This window comes from Thalassobellus sediminis (assembly GCF_044386045.1).
GTDB classification, from domain to species: domain Bacteria; phylum Bacteroidota; class Bacteroidia; order Flavobacteriales; family Flavobacteriaceae; genus Thalassobellus; species Thalassobellus sediminis.
The window spans coordinates 1-25,580 of the sequence record NZ_JBISCD010000038.1 but is presented as its reverse complement, the minus strand read 5'-3'; the positions used below and the strand labels follow the sequence as shown (position 1 = coordinate 25,580).

General features: G+C 30.4%; 29 protein-coding genes and 2 tRNA genes. 17 read left to right on the top strand and 14 right to left on the bottom strand.

Translation table 11 applies throughout. The features are described 5' to 3' along the window. Nucleotides 1–272: 272 nt before the first annotated feature. The 8 genes from ACH5TW_RS03465 to ACH5TW_RS03430 all read left to right on the top strand — a co-directional run bounded on the left by ACH5TW_RS03465 (nt 273) and on the right by ACH5TW_RS03430 (nt 5,656). The gene (locus tag ACH5TW_RS03465) at nt 273–590 is read left to right on the top strand and encodes a hypothetical protein (RefSeq protein ID WP_439335088.1); all 318 of its coding nucleotides are present in this window, start codon (nt 273–275) and stop codon (nt 588–590) included. A gap of 111 nt (nt 591–701) precedes the next feature. Next, on the top strand, nt 702–1,112 hold the full coding sequence (gene ruvX / locus ACH5TW_RS03460) for a Holliday junction resolvase RuvX (RefSeq protein WP_439335087.1): 411 nt from the start codon (nt 702–704) through the stop codon (nt 1,110–1,112). 84 nt (nt 1,113–1,196) lie between these two features. Then, the gene (def, locus tag ACH5TW_RS03455; protein WP_439335086.1) at nt 1,197–1,787 is read left to right on the top strand and encodes a peptide deformylase; all 591 of its coding nucleotides are present in this window, start codon (nt 1,197–1,199) and stop codon (nt 1,785–1,787) included. 57 nt (nt 1,788–1,844) lie between these two features. Beyond that, entirely contained in the window at nt 1,845–2,270 is a 426-nt protein-coding gene (locus ACH5TW_RS03450) for a DUF5606 family protein (protein ID WP_439335085.1), read from the top strand. Nucleotides 2,271–2,387: 117 nt separating this feature from the next. Beyond that, nucleotides 2,388–3,059, top strand: coding sequence for a Crp/Fnr family transcriptional regulator (locus ACH5TW_RS03445; RefSeq protein ID WP_439335084.1), 672 nt, complete (start codon nt 2,388–2,390; stop codon nt 3,057–3,059). Between the two features lie 86 nt (nt 3,060–3,145). Next, complete coding sequence (locus tag ACH5TW_RS03440) at nt 3,146–4,006, top strand: anti-sigma factor (RefSeq protein WP_439335083.1); 861 nt, start codon at nt 3,146–3,148, stop codon at nt 4,004–4,006. 75 nt (nt 4,007–4,081) lie between these two features. Then, a complete protein-coding gene (locus ACH5TW_RS03435) occupies nt 4,082–4,642 on the top strand; it encodes a TlpA family protein disulfide reductase (RefSeq protein ID WP_439335082.1) in 561 nt (186 codons plus the stop codon). 48 nt (nt 4,643–4,690) lie between these two features. Continuing rightward, nucleotides 4,691–5,656 carry a D-2-hydroxyacid dehydrogenase gene (locus ACH5TW_RS03430; RefSeq protein WP_439335081.1) on the top strand — a complete coding sequence of 322 codons (966 nt, stop codon included), beginning with the start codon at nt 4,691–4,693 and terminating at the stop codon, nt 5,654–5,656. Here ACH5TW_RS03430 and ACH5TW_RS03425 read toward each other — a convergent pair. The 7 genes from ACH5TW_RS03425 to ACH5TW_RS03395 all read right to left on the bottom strand — a co-directional run bounded on the left by ACH5TW_RS03425 (nt 5,653) and on the right by ACH5TW_RS03395 (nt 10,397). Beyond that, on the bottom strand, nt 5,653–6,345 hold the full coding sequence (locus ACH5TW_RS03425; RefSeq protein WP_439335080.1) for a lycopene cyclase domain-containing protein: 693 nt from the start codon (nt 6,343–6,345) through the stop codon (nt 5,653–5,655). The two genes, ACH5TW_RS03430 and ACH5TW_RS03425, sit on opposite strands and share 4 nt — an antisense overlap. A gap of 3 nt (nt 6,346–6,348) precedes the next feature. Then, on the bottom strand, nt 6,349–6,798 hold the full coding sequence (locus ACH5TW_RS03420) for a sterol desaturase family protein (RefSeq protein ID WP_439335079.1): 450 nt from the start codon (nt 6,796–6,798) through the stop codon (nt 6,349–6,351). A gap of 9 nt (nt 6,799–6,807) precedes the next feature. Further along, entirely contained in the window at nt 6,808–7,647 is an 840-nt protein-coding gene (locus tag ACH5TW_RS03415; protein WP_439335078.1) for a phytoene/squalene synthase family protein, read from the bottom strand. 1 nt (nt 7,648) lies between these two features. Next, the gene (gene crtID, locus ACH5TW_RS03410; RefSeq protein WP_439335077.1) at nt 7,649–9,112 is read right to left on the bottom strand and encodes a bifunctional phytoene desaturase/3,4-desaturase; all 1,464 of its coding nucleotides are present in this window, start codon (nt 9,110–9,112) and stop codon (nt 7,649–7,651) included. A gap of 45 nt (nt 9,113–9,157) precedes the next feature. Then, nucleotides 9,158–10,057: a MerR family transcriptional regulator gene (locus tag ACH5TW_RS03405; protein ID WP_439335076.1), complete on the bottom strand. Its 900-nt coding sequence runs from the start codon at nt 10,055–10,057 to the stop codon at nt 9,158–9,160. Nucleotides 10,058–10,182: 125 nt separating this feature from the next. Further along, nucleotides 10,183–10,267: transfer RNA gene (locus ACH5TW_RS03400), tRNA-Leu, on the bottom strand. Nucleotides 10,268–10,324: 57 nt separating this feature from the next. After that, nucleotides 10,325–10,397 (bottom strand) — tRNA-Lys (locus tag ACH5TW_RS03395). Nucleotides 10,398–10,538: 141 nt separating this feature from the next. Here ACH5TW_RS03395 and ACH5TW_RS03390 point away from each other — a divergent pair. Further along, nucleotides 10,539–11,060 (top strand): shikimate kinase, encoded by a 522-nt coding sequence (locus ACH5TW_RS03390; RefSeq protein WP_439335075.1) that lies wholly within the window; start codon nt 10,539–10,541, stop codon nt 11,058–11,060. On the opposite strand, the gene ACH5TW_RS03385 is transcribed toward ACH5TW_RS03390, so the two are convergent. Both ACH5TW_RS03385 and ACH5TW_RS03380 read right to left on the bottom strand, forming a co-directional pair. Further along, nucleotides 11,052–11,546, bottom strand: coding sequence for a phosphoribosyltransferase family protein (locus ACH5TW_RS03385; protein WP_439335074.1), 495 nt, complete (start codon nt 11,544–11,546; stop codon nt 11,052–11,054). The genes ACH5TW_RS03390 and ACH5TW_RS03385 overlap by 9 nt on opposite strands. Before the next feature lie 38 nt (nt 11,547–11,584). Continuing rightward, complete coding sequence (locus ACH5TW_RS03380; protein WP_439335073.1) at nt 11,585–11,956, bottom strand: RNA-binding S4 domain-containing protein; 372 nt, start codon at nt 11,954–11,956, stop codon at nt 11,585–11,587. Nucleotides 11,957–12,133: 177 nt separating this feature from the next. Here ACH5TW_RS03380 and ACH5TW_RS03375 point away from each other — a divergent pair, with 177 nt between their 5' ends. Beyond that, the gene (locus ACH5TW_RS03375) at nt 12,134–13,063 is read left to right on the top strand and encodes an FKBP-type peptidyl-prolyl cis-trans isomerase (RefSeq protein ID WP_439335072.1); all 930 of its coding nucleotides are present in this window, start codon (nt 12,134–12,136) and stop codon (nt 13,061–13,063) included. A 74-nt stretch (nt 13,064–13,137) separates the two neighbouring features. On the opposite strand, the gene ACH5TW_RS03370 is transcribed toward ACH5TW_RS03375, so the two are convergent. Then, a complete protein-coding gene (locus ACH5TW_RS03370; protein WP_439335343.1) occupies nt 13,138–13,698 on the bottom strand; it encodes an outer membrane beta-barrel protein in 561 nt (186 codons plus the stop codon). Nucleotides 13,699–13,898: 200 nt separating this feature from the next. Here ACH5TW_RS03370 and tgt point away from each other — a divergent pair, with 200 nt between their 5' ends. The 7 genes from tgt (at nt 13,899) to ACH5TW_RS03335 (ending at nt 21,540) form a co-directional block, all read left to right on the top strand. Then, complete coding sequence (tgt, locus tag ACH5TW_RS03365; protein WP_439335071.1) at nt 13,899–15,029, top strand: tRNA guanosine(34) transglycosylase Tgt; 1,131 nt, start codon at nt 13,899–13,901, stop codon at nt 15,027–15,029. Continuing rightward, nucleotides 15,030–16,106 (top strand): LptF/LptG family permease, encoded by a 1,077-nt coding sequence (locus ACH5TW_RS03360; protein ID WP_439335070.1) that lies wholly within the window; start codon nt 15,030–15,032, stop codon nt 16,104–16,106. Next, nucleotides 16,093–16,989 carry a DMT family transporter gene (locus tag ACH5TW_RS03355; RefSeq protein WP_439335069.1) on the top strand — a complete coding sequence of 299 codons (897 nt, stop codon included), beginning with the start codon at nt 16,093–16,095 and terminating at the stop codon, nt 16,987–16,989. Before ACH5TW_RS03360 ends, ACH5TW_RS03355 begins: the two co-directional genes overlap by 14 nt. 71 nt (nt 16,990–17,060) lie before the next feature. Beyond that, nucleotides 17,061–18,014 carry an acetyl-CoA carboxylase carboxyltransferase subunit alpha gene (locus tag ACH5TW_RS03350; protein ID WP_439335068.1) on the top strand — a complete coding sequence of 318 codons (954 nt, stop codon included), beginning with the start codon at nt 17,061–17,063 and terminating at the stop codon, nt 18,012–18,014. 169 nt (nt 18,015–18,183) lie between these two features. Further along, the gene (dnaB, locus tag ACH5TW_RS03345; RefSeq protein ID WP_439335067.1) at nt 18,184–19,725 is read left to right on the top strand and encodes a replicative DNA helicase; all 1,542 of its coding nucleotides are present in this window, start codon (nt 18,184–18,186) and stop codon (nt 19,723–19,725) included. A 202-nt stretch (nt 19,726–19,927) separates the two neighbouring features. Continuing rightward, on the top strand, nt 19,928–21,115 hold the full coding sequence (locus tag ACH5TW_RS03340; RefSeq protein WP_439335342.1) for an asparagine synthetase B: 1,188 nt from the start codon (nt 19,928–19,930) through the stop codon (nt 21,113–21,115). Nucleotides 21,116–21,117: 2 nt separating this feature from the next. Next, nucleotides 21,118–21,540, top strand: a complete 423-nt coding sequence (locus tag ACH5TW_RS03335; RefSeq protein WP_439335341.1) for a secondary thiamine-phosphate synthase enzyme YjbQ — start codon at nt 21,118–21,120, stop codon at nt 21,538–21,540. A gap of 246 nt (nt 21,541–21,786) precedes the next feature. On the opposite strand, the gene rplT is transcribed toward ACH5TW_RS03335, so the two are convergent. The 4 genes from rplT to thrS all read right to left on the bottom strand — a co-directional run bounded on the left by rplT (nt 21,787) and on the right by thrS (nt 25,035). Beyond that, complete coding sequence (gene rplT, locus ACH5TW_RS03330) at nt 21,787–22,131, bottom strand: 50S ribosomal protein L20 (RefSeq protein WP_439335066.1); 345 nt, start codon at nt 22,129–22,131, stop codon at nt 21,787–21,789. 107 nt (nt 22,132–22,238) lie between these two features. After that, complete coding sequence (rpmI, locus tag ACH5TW_RS03325) at nt 22,239–22,436, bottom strand: 50S ribosomal protein L35 (RefSeq protein WP_415862833.1); 198 nt, start codon at nt 22,434–22,436, stop codon at nt 22,239–22,241. 85 nt (nt 22,437–22,521) lie between these two features. Further along, complete coding sequence (infC, locus tag ACH5TW_RS03320; RefSeq protein ID WP_439335340.1) at nt 22,522–23,031, bottom strand: translation initiation factor IF-3; 510 nt, start codon at nt 23,029–23,031, stop codon at nt 22,522–22,524. A gap of 69 nt (nt 23,032–23,100) precedes the next feature. Next, the gene (thrS, locus tag ACH5TW_RS03315) at nt 23,101–25,035 is read right to left on the bottom strand and encodes a threonine--tRNA ligase (RefSeq protein WP_439335065.1); all 1,935 of its coding nucleotides are present in this window, start codon (nt 25,033–25,035) and stop codon (nt 23,101–23,103) included. Between the last annotated feature and the right edge of the window lie 545 nt (nt 25,036–25,580).

Sequence of the window (25,580 nt, the reverse complement as noted above, 5' to 3'; positions counted from 1 at the left end):
GATATAATAATCATATAGATTATGTGTATAGAAAGCTTAATTTTTGGCTGTTTTTTAGAGTATGAAAAATGCTTTTTATCTTTTTATCTATTGAGGTGAAGGACGAAATGCAAATAAATGAGTTTTTTATCGAATAAATAAGTGTTTAATCTGTTTGTCGATAAAAATTTGTCAGTCCACTACTAAACGAAAATTAAAAGTGTTACAACTAATTTTTTGTGTGCAACTCTAAGTCTAGATATATATTTGAACCATCAAACAATGATAAACAGATGAAAACAAATTTATACATATTATTAATTTTATTACTTTCTTTTTCTTTTGGAAATGCACAAAGCACTTTAGAAGTTGTTAAAGTTGATACTAATGATACTGTATCTGTTTCTAATAATGATAACAAAGTTATTGTAGCTGTTGAAGAATCAACTGATGTGGTAAATGAAAACGAAGTATTATTAATTGATGCTTCTCAATTAAAAGAGTCTATTGCACGTAGTAGTAGTGATATTAGAATTTACTTAAACAGAGAAAGAAAAGTTGATAACTTAAAATTGGTATTTCCAAAAATAAATAAAGCTATAAAGGCTTAGTTAAAAAATCATATTCAAATATTAATATTCAAGGTTAAACTATTGAATAAAGGCTGTCTTAAAAGACGGTCTTTTTTATTTTAATACATTATTTTTGCATAAATTTTATATATGGCTCGCATATTAGCAATAGATTATGGTTTAAAAAGAACAGGAATAGCTGTAACAGATGAGTTCCAAATTATAGCTTCAGGTCTTACAACTGTTAACACTAAAGAATTACTAGTTTTTTTAAAAGACTATACGAGTAAAGAGCAAGTAGAATTGTTTTTGGTAGGTGAACCTAAACAAATGGATAATACAGCTTCAGAGAGTGAAGCTTTAATTTTATCTTTTCTGGTTAAGTTAGAAAAACAATTTCCTAATATACCTATGCAAAGAGTTGATGAGCGTTTTACTTCTAAAATGGCCTTTCAAACAATGATTGATAGTGGTTTGAAAAAAAAACAACGTAAAAACAAAGCACTTGTAGATGAGATTAGTGCAACGCTTATTCTTCAAAGTTATTTATATTCAAAATAACTAAAAACTTAAAAAGTATATTTTAGTCATAAATACAGTTTCTAAATATTGTATTTTTGCAACTAATAATAGAAAGACTAATTAATGATTTTACCAATAGTAGCATACGGAGATGCTGTTTTAAAAAAGAAAGCAGAAGATATTACTAAAGATTATCCTAAACTCGATGATCTTTTAGTTAATATGTTCGAAACCATGTACAATGCTTTTGGTGTTGGTTTGGCAGCACCTCAAATAGGCTTGCCAATACGTTTGTTTTTAGTTGATACAAATCCTTTTTCTGAAGATGAAGATTTATCTGAAGAAGAACAAAATAACTTAAAAGACTTTAAACGTGTTTTTATAAATGCAAAAATAATCAAAGAAGAAGGTGATGAATGGGCTTTTAATGAAGGTTGCTTAAGTATTCCTGATGTTAGAGAAGATGTATTTAGACAACCAAAAATTACCATTGAATATCTTGATGAAAATTTTAAGCAACATACTGAAACTTTTGATGGTTTAATAGCAAGAGTCATTCAACATGAGTACGATCATATAGAAGGTGTTTTATTTACAGATAAACTTTCTACTTTAAAAAAGCGTTTAATAAAAGGTAGGTTGACTAATATTTCAAAAGGGAAAATAAATGTAGATTACAGAATGCGTTTTCCTGCTCAAAAAAAGAGAAGATAATATTTGCAAGACATTAATAAACAGATGATATTTGCGCCTTTCAATAAAAAATAATTTATGAGTTTAGATAAAATATTAGCAATAGGAGGAAAACCTGGATTATACAAATTAGTAACTCAAACTCGAGGTGGTTTTGTAGCTGAATCATTAATAGATAAAAAACGTATATCTATAAGCGTAAGACAAAACGTTAGTGTTTTAAGTGAAATTGCTATTTATACCTTAACAGAAGAAGTGCCATTAAAACAAGTTCTTGAAACTATTAAAGAAAAAGAGAACGGACAACCAACATCTGTTAAGCCTAAAGATAGTAAAGACAAATTAGAAGAGTATTTCTTTGGTGTTTTACCAGAATATGATGAAGATAGAGTTTATGCAAGTGATATTAAAAAGGTTATACAATGGTATAATTTACTGCAACAACATAATTTGTTAGATGGAATTCAAGAGGAGCAAGAAGTTGTTTCAGATGAAGAAGAATAAAATAGAATGATTTTATATTGAAGAGCCTCCTATAATAAGGAGGTTTTTTTATGCTTTTTTGTAAGCTTTAGGTCTTCTTTTCGACTTTTAAAAAGCTAATTAAACAATAGTAAACATATGAAATCAATTTGGTTTTTTGATGATGTGAATCTTTTTAGAATACTATGCCCACATAAATTTAAGGCTTATAAAACAGATCATAGTTTTGATGCCTATAAAAAGAAAGACTACATATATTTTGAAGAAGATAGCTCTAATAAGGTCTATTTAATAGAACGAGGTAAGGTAAAGATTGGTTATTATAGTGAAGATGGAGAGGAAATTGTTAAAGCTATTTTAACCAAAGGTGAACTTTTTGGTGAAAAAGCTATTCTTGGTGAAACTAAACGTGAAGAATTTGCACAATCTATTGATAATGGTACTAATATTTGTCCTATTGGTATAGAGACAATGCATGGTTTAATGAGGGATAACCAAACATTTAGCTTTAAAATATATAAAATAATTGGTTTTAAATTAAAAAAGCTAGAGAGGCGTTTACAGTTACTATTATTTAAAGATACAAAAACTCGTCTTCTTGAATTTTTAAGTGAGTTATGTGAAGATTATGGCTATGATTGTGAAAAAACTGGAGACAAAGTAATTCTACACCCTTACACTCAAAAAGATATTGCTTCATTAATAGGTACTTCAAGACCCACATTAAATATTCTATTAAATGAACTAAAAGAGGAAAAAGTTATTGAATTCTCTAGAAAAGAAATAAGAATTTATAAAAACATTGCTTAGTGTTAGATAGCTAACATTTTATTAAAGTATCTAACTATACTTTTGAAGTATAAATAACTTTAAAAATAATAGTGATGATAAAAAAAATGTTTTTTACGATTTTAGCAACTGGAATTTTAGTGACATCTTGTGATAAGAATAACGAAGGTATGGCTAGTACATCTGAATTAACCTTGAATTTAGCCGGTTTAGATGAATTAGGTGATGATTTTGTTTACGAAGGATGGATTATTGTAAATGGAGCACCAGTTTCTACAGGTACTTTTTCTTCAGTAACATTTCCGCAATCTTTTACAGTTGATGCTGATGAATTAACTAATGCTACAAAATTTGTGCTTTCTATTGAACCTGCTGTAGATTCAGATCCTGCTCCTGCAGCTACTAAAATTTTAGCTGGTGATTTTTCTGGAGACCAAGCAATTGTTAATTCTAACGGAATTGTGGCAGACTTTGGTGCTAGTTCTGGTAAGTATATTTTAGCAACTCCAACTAATGGATCTGATAATGATGAACGAAGTGGTGTATGGTTTTTAGATCTTTCAAGTGGATCACCAACAGTTGGTTTAGATTTACCAGTTTTACCAAACGGATGGAAATATGAGGGATGGTCTGTAATTAATGGTATGCCTGTAAGTTCTGGTACATTTACAGATGTTAATGATTTTGATGATAATGCAGCAACAACATTATTTAAAGGAGACATGGGAGATGGGCCTGCATTTCCAGGAGAAGATTATCTTCAAAATGCACCATCAGGATTAACTTTTCCAACAGATTTAAGAGGAGCAACTATTGTTGTTTCAGTAGAGCCATATCCAGATAATAGTCCAGCACCATTTACATTAAAACCCTTAGCGCATGTTGTACCATCTGATGCTGTAGATCATGTTACTCTAACAATGGGTACAGGGCCAGTTGTAAGTTTATCTGGAAATGTTATGAGATAAAATAATTAGATAATTTGTTTTGTTAGATAAAAAGCATAGTTTCGACATAGATACTATGCTTTTTTAATTCATAAAATGAAAATCACAAAACAAAAAAGGAATAATATTATTTTCTTAATAGTTATTGCCTTGTTCTTCATTCCGCAAACGCGTCAACCTATTCAAGTCTTTTTACAAAAAGGATTAGCTTTAATAAAATCTGTAACTGTTAAAAACGAAAAATTAACTAAACTTGATAGTTATAATTGGAATTTAATAGATGAAAATAATAACATTTATAATTTTGAAGAAGCAAAAAGAAAAGTGGTTTTTATGAATTTTTGGGCAACTTGGTGCCCCCCATGTATTGCTGAAATGCCAAGTATTCAGAAATTATATGAAGATTATAATACCAAAGTAGAATTTATTTTTGTAACTAATGATTATTATAGCAAGATTAATCCGTTTTTAAAGAAAAATAATTACACTTTTAAAGTGTTTAGGCCACATGAGGCATATCCAGAATTTTTTAATATTTCTTCTATTCCTAGAACATTTTTAATAGATAAAGAAGGTAATGTGGTTATAGATGAAGTTGGTGCTGCAAATTGGAATAGTGAAAAAGTAAGAAAGGCTATTGATAGTTTGTTGAATTAGCCAATGACTGTAATTATTTTTGTCTTAAATAGAAAAAAAAGAATAGGTATGAAAATAGTAGTTTTAGATGGTTATACTTTAAACCCAGGAGATCTTAGTTGGGACACTTTAAAACAGCAGGGTAATTTGTTGGTTTATGACAGAACTCCATTTGATTTAGAAGAGATTATAACAAGAATTGGTGATGCCGATATTGTTTATACCAACAAAACGCTTCTTCCAAAAGAAGTGATAACAAGGACTTCAAATTTAAAATATATTGGTGTTTTAGCTACAGGTTATAATGTTGTAGATGTTGTAGCTGCAAAAGAAAAAGGAATTATAGTTACTAATGTTCCTGCATACAGTACCATTTCTGTTGCTCAGTTTACAATGGCTTTGTTGTTAGAAATGTGTCATCATGTAGGAGATCATAATAATGCCGTGAAAAGCGGTAAATGGACAAAATCTTTAGATTTTTCTTTTTGGGATTCACCTTTGGTTGAACTTCAAGGAAAAACAATGGGTATTATTGGCTTTGGTAGTATTGGGCAAGCTACAGCTAAAGTGGCTCAAGCTTTTGGTTTAAATATTTTATTTAATAATAGAAGTAAGAAACCTGAATTAGAGTCTGATACCTGTACACAGGTTGAGTTAGATGAATTGTTTTCTAAATCAGATATTATAAGTTTACACTGCCCACTTTTTAAGAGTACTGAAGGTATCATTAATTCTAATAATATTATGAAAATGAAAGATGGTGTAATGATTATTAATACAGCGAGAGGCGGTTTAGTGGTCGAGCAAGATTTAGCAGAAGCTTTAAATTCAGGAAAAGTTTCTGCAGCGGCTGTCGATGTTGTTTCAGAAGAACCTATTAAAGCTGAGAATCCATTATTAAACGCCAAAAACTGTATTATAACACCGCATGTAGCATGGGCGCCTAAAGAAGCACGAACAAGATTAATGAATATTACAGCTAAAAATTTGGAGGCTTATTTAAACGGAAGCCCTGTAAATGTCGTAAATACTTAAGATTTCTTTTTTGAATTCTGTATTAAATTAATAATAAATAGATTTAGAAGAATAAGTGTAAACGCATAAACGGTATCTTCAATTGGAATGGTAAATAATCTGATGTTTAAATTTTCAGAATTGTTATACCAAACAACTTCATTTTCTATAAAGCTTCCCGTTAATATACCATTAACTATAAAAAAAGGGATAAGCATTATTAAAAAGGTAAGAAAAAAAGACCTTAAAAGTTCTGGGTTTTTAGTAATAACTATAGCTATTAGTAGGGCTGCTAAAATAAAATTCACAAAAGTGTACCATTTTTCATAATGGTAGATTGAAATTATTAAAAATGCCAGAAACAATAAATAAGAAATTGTTTTAGAAGTTGTTCTAGGTAATTTTAAATTAGGAAAATAATATAGAAGCGAATAATGTGTAAACACGCACGCATAAGGAATGCAAATAAAAAATAACCATTCTTCTAGAGGTAAGTTTAAAATTTTTATATCTAAAAAGTAGGTTGAATTAAAGCCCCAAATCCCTTTAATTGTAAAAAAGACATCCCATGGAATAAAAATAAGCATGCTTATAACAATGCTTATAAATAATGGTTTCCAATAATTGTAGAATTTTAATTTAGGGTGAAAACTAAAAAGAAACGGGATAGATAATGAACCTAAATTTAATAGAAGGTATAAATAATCCATCTATTATTTTTTAAAATATTTAAAAGGAACAAATAACATTCCAAAACACTCGCCATCTTTCTTTCCTAAATGTTTATGGTGCATTTTATGTGCGCGTCTTACGCCTTTTGCATACCAATTATTAGCATTTCTAAATAATTTGAAACGTTGGTGTATAAAAATATCGTGTACCATAAAATAAGAGAAGCCATAAGCGAAAATACCAATACCTATAGGCAAGCCAATCCATAAATCGTTATATTTCCATAGTAGAAAAAAAGTAATACTTACAACTGCATAAAAAATAAAAAAAGCGTCATTGCGTTCAAACCAACTATCGTGGTCTTTTTTATGATGGTCTTTGTGTAAACTCCATAAAAAACCATGCATAACATATTTATGTGTAAACCATGCCATAAATTCCATGAAGCAATAGGTAGCAAAAAAAACTAATATCCAAAGTAAAGTTTCCATGATTTAAATTTACATTAAATTTAGCTGATATTTTACATAACTACGCATTAAGAGTTCTATTTTTTTAGGATTTGAAACTCGTATTCTCGTGTTTTTAATTTTTAAAGCTGGTGTCTTTTTTAGTTTTTTTAAAAGTTGCCTGTAATAGCGGTATGCCATAAAAACACCAAATTTAGCTTCAATAGGTAGTTTCTTTATACCGCTAAGGCCTTTTTCAAAATCAGCTTCAATATCATCAATAATTTGTTGTTTTGAAGTTTCATCTAAATTATTTAAATCGGTATTAGGAAAGTAAGTTCTATTTAAACCTTCAAAATCTGCTTTTAAATCTCTTAAAAAATTAACTTTTTGAAATGCAGAACCTAAAGCCATTGCTGTACTTTTTAGTTCATCATATTTTGCATGATCACCTTTTACAAATACTTTTAAGCACATGAGTCCAACTACATCTGCAGAACCATAGATGTAATCTTTATATTCTTCATCGGTTAGATAATCTGTTTTATGTAAATCTAACCGCATACTTTTCATAAAAGCACCTACCAAACTCTTGTCAATATTATTTTTATGGAATGTATATTGAAACGAGTTTAAAATGGGGTTTAAACTTATTTTGTCATTTAAGGCGCTTTCTAAATCATCAGAAAACTTATTAAATAGCATTTCTTTGTCATAATCGTGAAATGAATCAACTATTTCATCAGCAAAACGTACAAAACCATAAATATTATATATATCTGCTCTTATGGTTTTATAAAGCATTTTTGTAGCAAGTGAAAATGAGGTACTATATGTTTTAGTAACAAGTTTACTACAATTATAAGAAACGGTATCAAAGATTGCTTTCATTTTAGTTATGATATTTAGTTACTAAATCTGCAACAAGTTTTCCAGATATTAATGATGGTGGAACACCTGGCCCTGGAACAGTTAGCTGCCCTGTAAAAAATAAGTTTTTTACTTTCTTACTTTTCAACTTTGGTCTTAAAAAAGCAGTTTGCATTAAGGTATTTGCCATACCATAAGCATTTCCTTTATATGAATTATAGTCTTTTATGAAATCGTTTATACAAAAGCTTTCTTTAAATATAATACTTTCTTTTACATTTTGTGATGTTAAATTTTCAAAACGATTAATAATTTTATTAAAAGACGTTTCTCTTAATTCTGGTGTGTCTTCCAAACCTGGTGCTAGGGGAATTAAAAATATGCCAGCTTCTTTTCCTTCTGGAGCAACAAAATCGTCAGTTTTACTTGGGAAGCTTGCATAAAACAAAGGGTTTTCTGGCCATTTCGGATTGTCATAAATAGCTTCTGCATGAACATCAAAATCTACATCAAAAAATAAGGTGTGATGATTTACATTTTTTAGTTTTTTGTTAAACCCAACATAAAATAGTAATGAAGAAGGTGCAAATGTTTTTTTATTCCAATATCTTTCTGAATATTGTCTGGATGAATCTTCTAGTAATGTTTCTGTATGATGGTAATCGGCACCACTAACTACTACATCAGATTTATATGTTTTCCCATTAGATACAATACCTTTTGAAACACCATTCTCAACAATTATTTTTTCAATAGTTTCTTCTGTTCTTATTTTTACACCTAATTCTTTTGATAAATTTTCCATAGCAAGAATAACTTGGTACATGCCTTTTTTAGGATGAAATGTTCCAAGTCCGAAATCTGCATAATTCATAAAACTATAGAAAGATGGTGTATCGCTAGGTTTGGCGCCTAGAAATAGTACTGGGAATTCAAGAATTTTTACAAGTCTAGGGTTTTTAAACTCTTTTCTAACATCTCTTTTTATAGTGCTAAAAAATTGATTTATCTTTTTAATTGTAGCTGGTGTAATAAGTTCTGTTGGAGAAATTCCAGGATTGTAAACTAAATCCTTAATGGCAACATCATAATTACTTCTAGCTTCTTTTATAAATTTCTTTAATTTGATTGAACTTCCAGGTTCTTCTTTTTCGAAAGCAGCACTTATTTTACTTAAAGTGTCTTCAATTGTTATAAAATCATCTTTATCAAAATATACACTGTATGCAGGGTTTAATTTTTCTAAAGAGTAATAGTCTGAAGGTTTTTTATTGAAGTCATTAAAAAAGCGTTCAAAAACATCAGGCATCCAATACCAGGTTGGACCAATATCAAAGGTGAAACCTTCTTTCTTTAACTGTCTTGCACGGCCACCAATAGTCTTGTTTTTTTCAAATATAGTTACGTCATATCCATATTTAGCTAAGTAGCAAGAAGCGGCTAATGAAGAGAATCCTGATCCAATTATGTTTATTGTTTTTTTCATATTGTTTAACAAATATAGTTAAAAGTTAAACAATAAAAAATATATTTATAACTCTTTTACTAAATTTTCTATTGAAGTGAATGTCTTAATCTTTTTTGGGAAATTAGACATTTCTACATCAGCTAGTTTTGGCCCTAAAAGTATTAAGTTACTGTTTTCTTTTTTAAGTAATAAATCGTTGAATTTATTTATGTAATCAGGAATGTTTTCTACTTCAGGGTATACTGTAAAATAAGAAATAAAAGTAATTTCTTCAAAAAAATCAAGCAAATCTGTCAAGCTTTCCATTGGTACACTTTCTCCAAGAAATATAGTATGGTAGCCTTTGCTCCTTAGTTGGTAGTTTACAAATAACAAACCAATATCATGAATCTCACTATCTGGTAAGAAAAGTACATAGGATTTAGAAACTGGTTTTGGTTCTAAACTTTGAAGCTTTTCAATATTCAAAAGAATTTTTTGTTTAATGTGAACAGATAAAAAATGCTCATGCGCTGGTGTTATTGTATTTGTTTGCCATAAAAGTCCTATTTCATTAAGAAGCGGAAGGAAAACAGTGTAAAATATATCGCTAAATGTTTTATTTTCAATTAAGTTGTTGTAAGTATTGTAAAATAAAACTTGATCAAAATTAATCATTGCCATTTTTAAAGCATTAATAGCATGATCTTCAACTTTAGCCCTAGATGCTATTTCTCTAACTTTAGCAGGTATTTCGTCTTCTTTAAGACTCGCAATTTTAGATATTTTAATACCGTTATTATTTAAATAAGATATATTTAAAAGTTTTTGAAAACTTGTTATACTATAATTCCTTATGTTGGTTTCAGATCTATTTGGGCTAAGTAAATTATAGCGTTTTTCCCATATTCTGATGGTGTGAGCCTTTATTCCGGTAAGGTTCTCTAAATCTTTTATGCTAAAATTAGTCTGAATATTGTTCACTATTTTGGTTTTTTCTTTAAACAAAATTAACATAATTAATTTAATATACTACAAAAAGCTATTAATTATTTTATTTTTTGTGAAAAAAAATATAGGAAAAATAGGTGAAATATAAATTTTTATAGTGCGCACGAGAAGATTCGAACTTCCACATCCTAAACGGATACTGGCCCCTCAAGCCAGCGCGTCTACCAATTCCGCCACGTGCGCATTATATGAAGTGATTAAAAATAAAAAAAGTTAAGCAATAAAGCTTAACTTTTTTTGTGACCGGGCTGGGGCTCGAACCCAGGACCCTCTCCTTAAAAGGGAGATGCTCTACCAACTGAGCTACCAGGTCATTTCAGTACTAACATACATCCCTGTTAGCGGGTGCAAATATAAAACCTATTTTCAATTAAACAAGGCTTTTTTTAAATAATTTTTTGTTTTTTTGCACTACTTAAACGTATGTTTTTAATAATCAATTTGTAACATAAAAATGATAGTAGTTTTAATTGGATATATGGCTTCTGGAAAGTCAACTTTAGGAAAGATGTTGGCTAAAAAGTTAAACTATAAGTTTGTTGATTTAGATGATTATATTGAAGAAATAGAAAAAATGACTGTTTCAGATGTATTTAAAAATAAAGGGGAAATATATTTTAGAAAGCAAGAATCATTTTATTTGCAAGAAATTTTAAATACTAAAAATGATATAATATTATCTGTAGGCGGAGGTACACCTTGTTTTGGTAATAATATGGAAACCATATTAAATGCTAAAAATTTGAAGAGTGTTTATTTAAAAGCGTCTATACCTAAATTAGTAAAAAAGCTAATAAAAAAGAAAGCAAAGCGCCCTTTAATAGCTCATATAGAAACAGAAGAAGCTTTAGCCGAATTTATTGGTAAGCATTTATTTGAGCGGTCACCGTATTATAGTCAAGCAGAATTAACTATAAGTATAGATGGTAAATCGAAAAATAAAATTGTTGAAGAATTGAAGTTGCAATTATTCTAAAATTACTTCATAAACTTTTCCTACAAGAACAACTTCTACATGTTCATGTAAAGAAGTAGATAATGAAATGCCTTTAAAATCTGCTTTAACAGGGTATTTTTTATGATTTCTATTTACTAAAACAGCTGTTTTAAATTGTTTAAGTGGTACATCTAAAAAGTGTTTTACACCATATATTAAAGTGGTGCCCGAGTTTAAAACATCATCAACTAAAACTAAAGATTTATTTTTATATTCTTCAGCCTTTATTGATGTTTTAATTGTTTGTGAGGGGTTTTTTTTATCGATTACAACTTTACAAAGTATGGGTTTAATGTCTGATATTTTTTGTAAAACTGTTTTTAGTTTTTTTGCAAGTATGTAACCATTACTATCTATACCTGCTAAAATTATTTCTTCTTCATATACATTACTTTCATATATCTGAAAAGCTATGCGTCGAATTTTATGGTTTATTTCACTATGGTTTAATATCACATTATTCATAACATATACTAGCTTATGATTTTATTTAAAGCATAAAATTACTCATTTTCATCAGTAAAATCATCAATATCTCTTCTATCTTTTTTTGTTGGTCTACCAACGCCCTTTTTTCGGTAATAATCTTTAGAGTATTTTAAAAGCTCTTGAGCATCAAACTGTTCTTTAGGTGTAGTATCTGTTCTGTAAAGGTCAACTAATTTGGCACCAATTCTACTTTCTGGAATATCATTAACCGTTAAACTATAGTTTATCTGGTTTTTCCTTAATCCAATAATGTCTTGGGCAAAAACTTCTCTACTAGGTTTTACAATGTCGTTATTTACTCTAACCTGTCCTTTTTTACAGGCAGTTGTAGCAAGTGTTCTAGTTTTGTAATATCTAACACACCATAAATACTTATCTATACGCATATAATTATTGTGAAAACTACGTTAATGTTGTTGTGCAAGATTACATTAAAATTGTATCTTGCGCCTCAAAAATAAGGATTAAAGTAAAATTATCATTAATACAAATGTAATTACTTATAAGAGAGTAGTTATTTAACAGTGTTATTTTAAATAAAATAAAAAGTTAAGAAGAAGTATATGGAAATTAAAAAAATAACTTTGTTAGTTTTAATGCTACTAGTTGGTTTTGTCTCATGTAATAAAGATGATGATAGTACAGATGTTATAGTTATTGAAGTGCGAGATAGAGCAGAGCAGCAAATAACTGATGATGCTACTTTAATTGAATATTTAGAAACACATTATTATAATTCTAGTGAATTTGAATCTAATGAAAATCCTAGTATTGAAGATATAGTTATTACTGAATTTGGTGCAGGAGCTGTGCCGGATGGTAATACTGTTTTAAAAGATGCAGTTGAAACAAAAATTGTAAATTTTGCTGATACAGATTATAAAATTTATATTTTAAGATTGAATCAAGGTGGTGGAACAGAATCTCCTAACTTTGCTGATTTAGTTCGAGTTAGATATGAGGGTTTTTTATTAGATCATTCAGTTTTTGATAGTGCAGTTACACCAGTAGATTTCGATTTAACGTCTTTAATTCCTGCATGGAGAAAAGTTTTAACTGAGTTTAATACTACAGAATCATTTGAGGATGGTACAGGTGGAATTGTAAATTATATGAATTATGGTATAGGTGTTATGTTTGTGCCTTCTGGATTGGCTTATTTCTCTAATGCAACAACAGGAATTCCAGCATATTCTCCAATAAATTTTAAGTTTGAATTGTTACAGATGGCAGAAAATGATCATGACGGCGATGGAGTTCCATCATATTTAGAAGATTTAAATGGAAATGGAGAACTTATTAATTTAGATCAATTAGCCGATGACGACACAGATGGTGATAGTACACCAAATTATGCCGATTCAGATGATGATGGAGATGGTGTACTTACAATAAATGAAGATATTAATAATGATGGAGATCCTACAAATGATGATACAGATGGAGATGGTACTCCTAACTTTTTAGATACTGATGATGCAGTATCTAAGTAGTATAACTATAAAATTCACAAAACAAAAAACCTCGCAATTGCGAGGTTTTTTGTTTTGTGAATTTTAGATTTTGTTTATAAAATCAAAGATAAACTTACTATTAATTGATCAGGGCGTGTATCAAGTCTACTAGTATTAATATTATTATTGTTTAAAAAAGAAGCTTCGTTTTTGCTAAAACCTCTCTCATACCTTAGATCAATACCAATTTTATTCAGATTTAATCCAATTCCGAAGTTTAAACCTACTGAAAAATCATTTTCAATATCATTAATAGCAACACCGTCAAATTCAGAATCTAGTATGTATTGAAATGATGGCCCACCAAAAACACTAATAGGACCTAAAACTTTTATTCCTACTAATAAAGGCGCATCTACTTTTTGCATTTTAAAACTATCATCTTCATAATCACTTTTAGTACTTGTGTAGACAAGCTCTGGTTTAAAGTATATTTCTTTACCTATTTTTCCAAATAAACCAAAATGGTAGCCAACATTCCTATCAGGGTTTTGGGCATTTGTACTAATAGATTGAAAATAATCACCGTTAGCATTGTAATTTAATCCAGCTTTAAATCCAATACCATTAGCAGTTTGAGCCATTGTAGCAGTAGGGATACATATGGCAATCATTAAAATAAAAAATAGATTCTTGCCTAAAGCACTTTTGATTCTAAAGTGACTTTGGAATTTTTTTAAATTGTTCATAAATGTTCGTTTTAAGATTTTATTAACTATATCAAAAACGTTGCCAAACAAAAATTATTTCCTTTTTATTAATATTGATATCGGTTTTTAGTTATTTATCTTTGCCAACTTATACGTTGATACAGATGAAATTCGAATTAAAAGCTAAAGATCCTCAAAGTAAAGCAAGAGCCGGAAAAATAACTACAGACCATGGTATTATAGAAACCCCAATATTTATGCCTGTTGGTACAGTAGCTACTGTAAAAGGAGTGCATCAGCGTGAGTTGAAAGATGATATAAATCCAGATATAATTTTAGGAAACACCTATCATTTATATCTAAGACCACAAACTAAGGTTCTTGAAAAAGCAGGTGGCTTGCATAAATTCATGAATTGGGATAGAAATATTCTAACAGATTCTGGAGGTTATCAAGTATATTCACTTTCAGATAATAGAAAAATAAAAGAAGAAGGCGTTCGTTTTAAATCGCATATAGATGGTAGTTACCATACGTTTACACCAGAAAATGTAATGGAAATTCAAAGAACTATAGGTGCCGATATTATTATGGCTTTTGATGAATGTACACCATACCCATGTGATTATAATTATGCAAAACGATCGATGCATATGACGCATCGTTGGTTAGATAGATGCATCAATCATTTAGAGAAAACACCTTTAAAATATGATTATAATCAAGCTTTTTTCCCAATAGTACAGGGTAGTACTTATAAAGACTTGAGAAAGCAATCTGCAGAATATATTGCAAATGCTGGAGCTGTAGGGAATGCTATTGGTGGATTATCGGTTGGAGAACCTGCAGAAGAAATGTATGCTATGACAGATGTAGTTTGTAGTATTTTACCAGAAGATAAACCAAGATATTTAATGGGAGTTGGAACACCAATCAATATTTTAGAAAATATTGCGTTAGGTGTAGATATGTTTGATTGTGTTATGCCAACTCGTAATGCAAGAAACGGCATGTTGTTTACGGCTTATGGTTCTATAAATATTAAAAATTTAAAATGGGCCGAAGATTTTTCACCTATAGATGAAATGGGTATTACATTTGTAGATACCGAGTATAGTAAAGCTTATTTAAGACATTTGTTTACCGTTAATGAATTGTTAGGTAAACAAATAGCAACTATACATAATTTAGGTTTTTATTTATGGTTGGTTAGAGAAGCAAGAAAACATATATTAGCAGGAGATTTTTATGTTTGGAAAGAGAAAATGGTAAAACAAATGAATAACAGATTATAGGTGAAGATACTAGATTGGTACATATTAAAGCGTTATTTATTCACATTTGCTATGATGCTTTTGCTATTTATTCCTATTGGGATAACAGTACATTTAGCAGAAAAAATTGGTAAAATTCTTGAGCAAGATGTACCATTAAATGAAGTGCTTTGGTATCTTTTGGATTTTACAATCTACTTTGCACACTTATTATTTCCATTGTTTTTATTTTTATCTGTAATTTGGTTCACTTCAAAATTAGCTAATAATACTGAAATTATTGCTTTTTTAAGTTCTGGAGTATCTTTTACTCGGTTTTTAAGACCTTATTTAATAGGGGCTTTAATTGTAGCCATATTAGCTATTTTTCTTGGTTTATTTTTGGCACCACAAGCTAGTCAGGGCTTTAACGATTTTAGTTTTAAATATTTTAAAAAAGGCAGAAGTCCTGTGGTTAAGAACAATGTTTTTAAGCAAATAAATGATAACGAAATTGTATATGTTAGCAGTTTTGATGATAAAAATAATATTGGATATAATTTTACATTAGAGCATTTTGATGGTAACGAGTTAAAATATAAAATTTCAGCAAGTACAATTAAGTATGTTGAAGCAGATACAACTTATAAGTTAACCAATTATTTTAAAAGAAATATTGGAGAAAGAGAAGACAAATTAGAAATTATTAGATCAAAAGATACACTTTTCGCTTTTCAGGTTAATGATTTGATACCCGAAGAATATGCTGCTGAAACCAAAACTTATGGCGATTTAAAGCGATTTATTGAAAAAGAAAAAGCGAGTGGTTCGCCTAATGTTGGTCGTTTTCAATTAGTTTTATATAGAAAGTGGAGTTTACCTGCATCCGTATTTATTTTGACTATTATAGCAGTTGCTGTTTCTTCTATGAAAAGGCGAGGAGGTATGGGGGTTAATTTGGCTGTTGGTATTTGTATAGCTATGGTTTTTGTGTTTTTCGATAAGATTTTTGGAGTTATGGCAGAACAGTCTGATTTTTCTCCTTTGGTGGCAGTCTGGTTTCCTAATGTTCTTTTTGGTATTTTAGCTGCATACCTTCTATATAATGCAAAACGCTAAACTTAAAAATTATTTCCATTTACATTTTCTAGTTTTCATCGCTGGGTTTACAGCTATTTTAGGAGATCTTATTACTATTGAAGCTATCCCTTTAGTTTGGTTTAGAATGGTTATAGCTGCTATTTTAATGTTCGTTTACATTAAAATAGCAAAGATTAAATTAAAGATAAATTTAAAATCACTTCTTAGGCTATCTATTGCAGGAATAATTATTGCTTTGCATTGGATTACCTTTTTTGCATCAATAAAAGAAGCCAATATATCTATAGCTTTGGCTATGTTTTCTACAGGAGCTTTTTTTGCATCTTTAATAGAGCCTATTATTTTTAAACGATCTATTATTAAGTATGAAATTGTTTTCGGAATTATAGTCGTTATTGGCGTATTTATAATAACCCAAAGTGAAATTAAATATCTAACAGGTATTATTTTAGGAATATCATCAGCTTTTTTTTCATCATTATTTGCAGTGTTAAACGGTAAGTTTTTAAAACAGCATACAGCAACTATTATTTCGTTTTATGAGTTCTTAAGTGGTGTCTTTTTTATCTCCTTATATATTATTTTTTTTGGTGAAGGTTTTTCAGTAGAATTCTTCAATTTAATCCAATTAGATTTTGTTTATCTTTTTATTTTAGCATCTGTTTGTACAGCTTACGCTTTTATTGCTTCCGTATATGTTATGAAGTTAATTAGTCCATACACAGTAGTTTTAACATATAATTTGGAGCCTATATATGGCATTATCATGGCACTTATTTTATTTCCCGAAAAAGAAAAAATGAGTACATATTTTTACTACGGTGCAACTATAATTATTGCTACTGTTTTATTAAATGGTTTGATAAAAAATAGTAGTATTAGAAAAAGAAAAGAATCTTAGCTGTGTATCAAAATTAAAGTTTTTATATTTGTAGACTAACCAAATGATTTAAATAGCAAAACGAGATTCTTATGGAATACTTAGAATTTGAACTCCCTATAAAAGAACTTGAAGATCAACTTCAAAAATGTAGAATTATAGGGGAAGAGAGTGAAGTAGATGTAACAGAAACATGTACTCAAATAGCTAAAAAGCTTAAAGAAGCTCAAAAAGATATTTATAAAAATCTAACACCTTGGCAGCGAGTACAAATGTCTCGCCATCCAGAAAGACCATATACTTTAGATTATATTAAAGCAATTTGTGGAGATTCGTTTTTAGAATTGCACGGTGATAGAAGCTTTAAAGACGACAAAGCCATGATTGGTGGTTTAGGTAAAATAGGAGACCAAAGCTACATGTTTATTGGTCAGCAAAAAGGTTATAATACAAAAACTCGCCAATACAGAAATTTTGGAATGGCTAACCCAGAAGGCTACCGTAAAGCATTACGATTAATGAAGTCGGCCGAAAAATTTGGAATTCCTGTTATAACATTTTTAGATACTCCAGGAGCTTATCCAGGATTAGAGGCTGAAGAACGCGGACAAGGAGAAGCTATTGCTAGAAATATTTTAGAGATGGCTCGATTAAAAGTGCCTATTATTACTATAGTTGTTGGTGAAGGAGCTTCAGGTGGGGCTTTAGGAATAGGTGTTGGAGATAAAGTATTAATGTTAGAGAATACTTGGTATTCTGTTATTTCTCCAGAATCATGTTCGTCAATATTATGGCGTAGTTGGGAATATAAAGAACAAGCTGCTGAAGCTTTAAAATTAACTGCTCCAGATATGAAGAAGCTTAAACTAGTTGATGAAATTATAAAAGAACCTCTAGGAGGAGCACATAGAGATAGAGAAAAAACATTTTTATCTGTAAGTAATGCCATAACTAAATATTTTGATGAACTTAAAAACTTATCACCAAAAGATTTAGTATCTCAGCGTATGGAAAAATACACACAAATGGGAGTCTATAAAGGATAACCCTTTTAAAACTATATCATGGTAAAATCTGAAGTTAGTAGCTTCAGATTTTTTTTATGGATATTCACAATATTTTTAAGTTATTAACAGTTAAATTGTTAACGAGTGGTTAACAATCAAAAACCTATTAATCTTTAAAAAAGATTTCATTTTTATTAACTTCGTAGTTATGAAACAACCCAACCCCGTTCAAGGATATAAAGTAGATAAAAGCACCATAATTAGTCTTGAAAAAGGTAAAATACCACCTCAAGCCATTGATTTAGAAGAGGTTGTGCTTGGAGCAATGATGATTGATAAAAAAGGGGTTGATGAAGTTATTGATATTTTAAGTCCAGATGCTTTTTATAAAGAAGCACATCAGCATATATTTGATGCTATTTTTCAGTTGTTTGAAAATAGTGAACCTATCGACTTATTAACTGTTTCTACACAGTTAAAAAAGAATGCAAAGTTAGAGCAATCAGGAGGCGATTTTTACCTTATTTCTTTAACTCAAAAAGTGTCTTCTTCTGCGCATATAGAGTTTCATGCACGTATTATTCTACAAAAATTTATTCAACGTAGTTTAATTAAAATTTCTAATGAAATTATTGAAGCATCTTATGATGAAACTAAAGATGTTTTTGATTTATTAGATCAAGCAGAATCTAAATTATATGAAGTTACTCAAGGAAATATTAAAAAATCTAGTGAAACGGCTCAAGATTTAGTAATTCAAGCTAAAAAGAAAATTGAAGAAATTTCAAATAAAGAAGGTTTAAGTGGTATTCCAACAGGATTTACAAAATTAGATAAGCTAACCTCAGGTTGGCAGCCATCAGATTTAATTATTGTTGCTGCGCGTCCTGGTATGGGTAAAACGGCATTAACATTATCTATGGCAAGAAACATTGCTGTAGATCAAAATATACCTGTTGCTTTTTTCTCTTTAGAAATGGCGTCAGTACAGTTAATAACACGTTTAATTTCTAGTGAAACAGGTTTGTCTTCAGAAAAATTGCGTACAGGTAAATTAGAAAAACATGAGTGGGAACAGCTTAATGTAAAAGTAAAGGGCTTAGAAAAAGCACCTTTGTTTATTGATGATACACCATCGCTTTCTATTTTTGATTTACGTGCAAAAGCTCGTCGTTTATCGTCACAGCATGGTATTAAATTAATTATGATTGATTACTTGCAATTAATGACAGGTGGTAGTAATCATGGCGGTAACCGTGAGCAAGAAATCTCGATGATTTCTAGAAACTTAAAAGCCTTGGCAAAAGAGTTGATGGTGCCTGTAATTGCTCTATCACAATTATCTCGTGCTGTAGAAACTCGTGGAGGAAGTAAAAGACCTTTATTATCCGATTTACGTGAATCTGGAGCAATTGAACAAGATGCCGATATTGTAAGTTTCATTTATAGACCCGAGTATTATAAAATTGATGAATGGGATGATGACGAGCGTTCTCCAACTGAAGGCCAAGGTGAGTTTATTGTTGCAAAACACCGTAATGGTGGTTTAGAAAATATACGTTTGAAATTCATCGGGCATTTAGGTAAGTTTGATAATTTAGATGATTTTGATGCACCTGCTGAATTTCACTCTAAAATGAATGCTGCTGCAAACGACGATACATTTAGTGTTGATAATTATAAAGCAAGCCCAGATCAAGCTTTTGGTAGTTCGTTTAATGATGATGACGATAATGATGTGCCTTTTTAGCAATTAATCTTCTGTTAAACACATGAGATAAAACTTAAATTTTAAGTATCTTTCAACTTGTAAAAACAAAATTTTGAGTTGTTTCAAATGAGGAACAACATAGGAACCTCATAAAGTTTAGTCTCTATTGAAAAAGATATTTATCACCTTATTATTTATATGTTTAGGTTTTAAAACTTATGCATCCTACGTACTTATTCCAATGGATGTAGAAAGCCAAAAAAATCATTTAAAAGCCTACGGTATAACGTACTGGACACTCAATAAGAATTTAAAAGTTAAGTGGTTACTCAATTATAAAGGAGGCTCCTTTTTATTACCAGACACAGAGGCTATACAACGTGAATGTCAAATTAGAGGGGTTTCTTTTGAAGTTATTTCTAATACTAAAGCAGAAAGTATTTTAGAAGAAATAAGCAGTCCAAGTAAAAATATGGAAGCTGTAATTTTAGAAAAAGCACCTAAAATTGCTGTATATACGCCTTCAGGAAAACAACCATGGGATGATGCGGTAACTATGGTTTTAAAGTATGCTGAAATTCCTTATGAAACAGTTTATGATGAAGAAGTTTTAAACGATGGCTTATTATTATTTGATTGGTTACACCTGCATCATGAAGATTTTACCGGGCAATACGGGAAATTTTATGGCGCATATAAAGCTGCATCTTGGTACATTAAAGAAAAACAACAAGCAGAAGCTTTAGCTACAAAATTAGGTTATAATAAAGTATCTGAAGAAAAATTAGAGGTGGCTTTAAAAATTAGAGACTATGTTGTTGGTGGAGGTTTTATGTTTGCAATGTGTAGTGCTACCGATAGTTTTGATATAGCTTTATCTGCAGAAGGTATTGATATTTGTGAACCTATGTTTGATGGCGATGGAAGCGACCCGAGTTATCAAAATAAAATAGATTATAGAAAAACTTTCGCATTTACTAATTATACTTTAGAAAGAAGCCCTGCTGTTTATGAGTTTTCATCAATTGATATGACTCGAAAACGGAGGATGATATCTAAAACAGTAGATTATTTTTCGCTTATGGAATTTTCTGCAAAATGGGATCCCATTCCAACTATGTTATGTCAAAATCATACAGCTTTGGTTAAAGGTTTTATGGGACAAACTACTTCGTTTACCCGAGATGAAATAAAATCAAATGTATTAGTACTAGGAGAAACAAAATCTAACGGAGAAGCAAAATACATTCATGGTATTAAAGGGAAAGGTTTTTTTACGTTTTATGGTGGTCATGATCCTGAAGATTATCAGCATAGAGTAGGAGATGCAAAAACCGAATTAGACTTGCACCCAACATCACCAGGGTATAGACTTATTTTAAATAATGTATTATTTCCTGCGGCTAAGAAAAAGAAACAAAAGACTTAATGATGAAGTTTTTTCAAAAACAAATAAAATTAAAAGCATATCCTAGAGGTTTTCATTTAATTACAGATGAAATTCTGAGTGCTATACCAGAAATTAGTCAAATAAATATAGGTCAATTACAAGTATTTATTAAGCATACATCAGCTAGTTTAACTATCAATGAAAATGCAGATTATACAGTGAGAACCGATTTTGAAAGCCACTTCAATAAAATGGTTCCAGAAAATGCGCCATATTATAAACATACCTATGAAGGACCAGATGACATGCCTGCTCATATTAAAGCATCTTTGCTTGGAGCATCTGTTCAAATACCAATTACTAATGGAAAACCAAATTTAGGCATTTGGCAAGGTATTTATTTATGTGAGCATAGAGATTATGGTGGTAGCCGAAATATTGTTATTACTGCTTTTGGGAATTAATTATTTTATAAAAGCCAGTGTCTTTAGCATGTAAGTTGCGTTAAGGATTGCAGTGAAAAGCCCACAGCGAGGTACGAGCGAGGACTTGTAATGGAAAGCCTGACCAGAGCGATTCCTTCAAGGTTTTTTTCAACCTTGTAGGTTTGAGCGGAGGGAACGCCCAAAATAGAGCATAAAAAAATCCGATTCGAAAGAATCGGATTTTTTAATTAAGCGAATAATATGTTTAACAATAGGCGAAACGCCTTATTTTACTTTGTTTACTACAGCTTTAAAAGCCTCTGGGTTGTTCATAGCTAAATCTGCTAAAACCTTACGGTTTAATTCAATATCATTAGCTTTTAATTTTCCCATAAATTGAGAGTACGATAATCCATGTAATCTGGCTCCAGCGTTAATACGCGTTATCCATAATGCACGGAATGTTCTCTTTTTGTTTCTACGGTCTCTGTACGAGTATTGCATCGCTTTGTCAACCGCATTTTTTGCTACTGTCCAAACGTTTTTACGACGTCCAAAGTAACCTTTTGCTTGTTTAAGAACCTTTTTTCTTCTGGCTCTTTTTGCTACAGAATTTACTGATCTTGGCATAATTTTAATTGTTTTTTTGTAGTAGGCGGTTTATATAAATAAACACTTTTTATTTTTTTGCCTAACTCCAGGGTTTATAATTTAATTTAACCGATTAAAACAAACGTTTATTTTAAACGCATCATTGTTTTAATGTTATTCTCATCTGCTTTGTGGACTAAACCATCATGCGTTAGAGCAAGCTTACGCTTTTTCGATTTCTTTGTTAAGATGTGACTCTTAAAAGCGTGCTTTCTTTTAATCTTACCAGTACCTGTTAACTTGAAACGTTTTTTGGCACTAGATTTTGTTTTCATTTTAGGCATTTTCTTCTCCTAGTTTTAATTATTTCGCTTAATTACCTTGTGCTGAATATATTTCAGCATCTTATTTATATAAGATATATTTTAATTATTTTCTTGGAGTAATAAACATAGTCATACGTTTACCCTCTAATCTTGGCATTTGCTCTACTTTTCCTAATTCCTCAAGGTCTTGCGCTAAACGCAATAATAAAATTTGTCCTTGTTCTTTAAAAATTATAGAACGTCCTTTAAAGAATACAAAAGCTTTTAACTTGGCACCTTCTTTTAAGAACTTTTCTGCATGTTTTCTTTTAAATTCGTAATCATGATCATCAGTTTGAGGACCAAAACGAATTTCTTTAACAATAACCTTGGTCGCTTTAGACTTAATGGCTTTGTCTCGTTTCTTTTGCTCGTAAAGAAACTTTTTATAGTCCATAACTTTACAAACAGGAGGATCAGCATTTGGAGAAATCTCAACAAGATCCAATCCTTGCTCATCTGCTATTTTTAAAGCATCACGAGTATCATATACACCAATTTCAACATTATCTCCAACTAGACGTACTTTTGGTGATGAAATTTTAGAGTTAATCTTGTGTTTATCTTCTTGTATTACCCTTCTATTGGGTTGTCTTCTTCTACGTATTGCTATGACCTTATATTTTTAAGTTAGACTTATTTTTTAAAACGACTTTAGCGTTTTCTTTATTTCTGTTTTTATAATTTCAGAGAATGTTTCTACCGAAATCATTCCTAAATCTTCTCCACCATGCTGACGCACAGTTATTTTGTTTTCTTTCTCTTCTTGTTCCCCTATAATAATCATATAAGGATGTTTCTGCATTTCTGCTTCACGAATTTTCTTTCCTATAGTTTCATTTCTATGGTCTACAAGGGCGCGAATTTCGTCATTTTCTAGCAAATTTAAAACTTTTTCAGAGTATTTTTCATATTTCTCGCTAATTGACAAAATAATTGTCTGTACAGGCATAAGCCAAAGTGGGAAATTACCGCCTGTATGTTCTAGTAATAATGCTACAAAACGTTCCATACTTCCAAACGGTGCACGGTGAATCATAACAGGTCTATGTAGCTCATTATCACTACCTTTATACGTTAAGTCAAAACGCTCTGGTAAGTTGTAATCTACCTGAATAGTTCCTAGTTGCCAACGTCTTCCTAAAGCATCTTTTACCATAAAGTCTAGCTTAGGTCCATAAAACGCTGCTTCACCAGTTTCTACAACATAATCTAAGCCTTTATCCTTTGCAGCATTAATAATAGCTTGTTCAGCTTTTTCCCAATTAGCAACATCTCCAATATATTTGTCTGGGTTTTCAGGATCTCTTACAGAAACTTGTGCCGTAAAGTTTTCAAAGCCTAACGATCCAAATACATAAAGTACTAAATCAATAACATCTTTAAATTCTTTATCTAATTGTTCTGGCATACAAAAAAGGTGTGCATCATCTTGAGTAAAACCTCTTACACGAGTTAAACCATGTAATTCGCCACTTTGTTCATATCTATATACTGTACCAAATTCAGCATAACGCTTTGGTAAATCTTTGTAACTCCATTGCGCACTATTATATATTTCACAGTGATGCGGACAATTCATTGGTTTTAATAAAAACTCCTCATCTTCTTTGGGTGTTTTTATAGGCTGAAAACTATCTTCTCCATATTTAGCATAATGTCCAGAAGTAACATATAATTCTTTTTGTCCAATATGAGGTGTCACCACCATTTCGTAACCTGCTTTTTTCTGTGCAACTTTTAAAAAGTTTTCTAAACGCTCACGTAAAGCAGCTCCTTTTGGTAACCAAAGCGGTAAGCCTTGTCCTACTTTTTTAGAAAACGTAAAAAGCTCTAGCTCTTTACCTAGTTTTCTATGGTCACGTTTTTTAGCTTCTTCAAGCATGGCTAAATATTCGGTAAGCTCCTTTTGTTTAGGAAACGAAATACCATAAACACGAGTAAGTTGAGGATTGTTTTCATTTCCTCTCCAATAAGCACCAGCAACACTTAATATTTTTACAGCTTTAATAATACCCGTATTAGGTATATGGCCACCACGACATAAATCTGTAAAAGTAGAATGATCACAAAAAGTAATCGTACCATCTTCTAAATTTTCAATTAGCTCCGTTTTAAACTCGTTACTTTTATATAAGGACAAAGCTTCAGCTTTACTAGCAGCTCGCATTTTAAACTCATGTTTTCCACGAGCAATTTCAATCATTTTGTTTTCAATAACCTTGAAGTCCTTTTCAGAAACCGTATGCTCACCAAAATCTACATCATAATAAAACCCATTTTCAATAGCAGGACCAATAGTAAGTTTCGCACCAGCATACAACTCTTCAATAGCCTGCGCTAATACGTGAGCCGAACTATGCCAAAAAGCAGTCTTACCCTCATCATTCTTCCAGGTGTATAAAACTAAAGAGCCATCTGTGGTTAAAGGCGTAACGGTTTCAATCGTTGTACCATTAAAATTAGCCGAAATTACATTTCTAGCAAATCCTTCGCTTATGCTCTTAGCAACATCCATGGGAGTAACGTTTTCTTCAAACGATTTTACACTGCCATCAGGTAAAGTTATATGTATCATTAAAATAAATTAAAATCAGAGTGCAAAGATAATAGTATAAACAAACACATACAATATATATAGCTATAATTATAAGTAATAGGGCGTTCCCCTATGGGGAGGACTTTCACTACTCACTTTACTAACAACAACAGGTTGTTAGTAAGAGTTCAAACAGGTCGTTCTATCCCTAACACTGGTATAGCTTCATGGTTTGGTTTACAAAAACAAGCTATATGGACTTTCTAAAGTTATATAAATGTGTCATATCATAATATGTAGATTTAGTATCTAAATGTATAACCTTATATATAGAGATACACTTAGAATTTTTATAGTAGCATATCTATTATATGGATAACAAAAACAGTATCCTTATATAAAGGTATATTATATAGATTTGGGAATAGTTCTTTCCATGGTTGTATACAAAGGCATTCCTATTAAATAGTGTTGAAGTATTATTATTAGCTGAATATATAAATGCCAAAAACATGTATTCATATTATATAGTTATATCAAATCACCTATATTAAGGAGTATATAATGAATAAAACAGCATACAT

Coding starts and splice junctions, on each gene's coding strand:
- ACH5TW_RS03450 (WP_439335085.1), top strand. CDS start 1,845: ATGAGTTTAGATAAAATATTAGCAATAGGAGGAAAACCTGGATTATAC.
- dnaB (WP_439335067.1), top strand. CDS start 18,184: ATGAAACAACCCAACCCCGTTCAAGGATATAAAGTAGATAAAAGCACC.
- ACH5TW_RS03440 (WP_439335083.1), top strand. CDS start 3,146: ATGTTTTTTACGATTTTAGCAACTGGAATTTTAGTGACATCTTGTGAT.
- ACH5TW_RS03420 (WP_439335079.1), bottom strand. CDS start 6,798: ATGGAAACTTTACTTTGGATATTAGTTTTTTTTGCTACCTATTGCTTC.
- ACH5TW_RS03390 (WP_439335075.1), top strand. CDS start 10,539: ATGATAGTAGTTTTAATTGGATATATGGCTTCTGGAAAGTCAACTTTA.
- crtID (WP_439335077.1), bottom strand. CDS start 9,112: ATGAAAAAAACAATAAACATAATTGGATCAGGATTCTCTTCATTAGCC.
- ACH5TW_RS03425 (WP_439335080.1), bottom strand. CDS start 6,345: ATGGATTATTTATACCTTCTATTAAATTTAGGTTCATTATCTATCCCG.
- ACH5TW_RS03465 (WP_439335088.1), top strand. CDS start 273: ATGAAAACAAATTTATACATATTATTAATTTTATTACTTTCTTTTTCT.
- rpmI (WP_415862833.1), bottom strand. CDS start 22,436: ATGCCTAAAATGAAAACAAAATCTAGTGCCAAAAAACGTTTCAAGTTA.
- ACH5TW_RS03375 (WP_439335072.1), top strand. CDS start 12,134: ATGGAAATTAAAAAAATAACTTTGTTAGTTTTAATGCTACTAGTTGGT.
- ACH5TW_RS03385 (WP_439335074.1), bottom strand. CDS start 11,546: ATGAATAATGTGATATTAAACCATAGTGAAATAAACCATAAAATTCGA.
- ACH5TW_RS03380 (WP_439335073.1), bottom strand. CDS start 11,956: ATGCGTATAGATAAGTATTTATGGTGTGTTAGATATTACAAAACTAGA.
- ACH5TW_RS03335 (WP_439335341.1), top strand. CDS start 21,118: ATGAAGTTTTTTCAAAAACAAATAAAATTAAAAGCATATCCTAGAGGT.
- ACH5TW_RS03370 (WP_439335343.1), bottom strand. CDS start 13,698: ATGATTGCCATATGTATCCCTACTGCTACAATGGCTCAAACTGCTAAT.
- thrS (WP_439335065.1), bottom strand. CDS start 25,035: ATGATACATATAACTTTACCTGATGGCAGTGTAAAATCGTTTGAAGAA.
- ACH5TW_RS03430 (WP_439335081.1), top strand. CDS start 4,691: ATGAAAATAGTAGTTTTAGATGGTTATACTTTAAACCCAGGAGATCTT.
- def (WP_439335086.1), top strand. CDS start 1,197: ATGATTTTACCAATAGTAGCATACGGAGATGCTGTTTTAAAAAAGAAA.
- ACH5TW_RS03340 (WP_439335342.1), top strand. CDS start 19,928: ATGGATGTAGAAAGCCAAAAAAATCATTTAAAAGCCTACGGTATAACG.
- ruvX (WP_439335087.1), top strand. CDS start 702: ATGGCTCGCATATTAGCAATAGATTATGGTTTAAAAAGAACAGGAATA.
- ACH5TW_RS03355 (WP_439335069.1), top strand. CDS start 16,093: ATGCAAAACGCTAAACTTAAAAATTATTTCCATTTACATTTTCTAGTT.
- ACH5TW_RS03415 (WP_439335078.1), bottom strand. CDS start 7,647: ATGAAAGCAATCTTTGATACCGTTTCTTATAATTGTAGTAAACTTGTT.
- ACH5TW_RS03435 (WP_439335082.1), top strand. CDS start 4,082: ATGAAAATCACAAAACAAAAAAGGAATAATATTATTTTCTTAATAGTT.
- ACH5TW_RS03350 (WP_439335068.1), top strand. CDS start 17,061: ATGGAATACTTAGAATTTGAACTCCCTATAAAAGAACTTGAAGATCAA.
- ACH5TW_RS03445 (WP_439335084.1), top strand. CDS start 2,388: ATGAAATCAATTTGGTTTTTTGATGATGTGAATCTTTTTAGAATACTA.
- tgt (WP_439335071.1), top strand. CDS start 13,899: ATGAAATTCGAATTAAAAGCTAAAGATCCTCAAAGTAAAGCAAGAGCC.
- rplT (WP_439335066.1), bottom strand. CDS start 22,131: ATGCCAAGATCAGTAAATTCTGTAGCAAAAAGAGCCAGAAGAAAAAAG.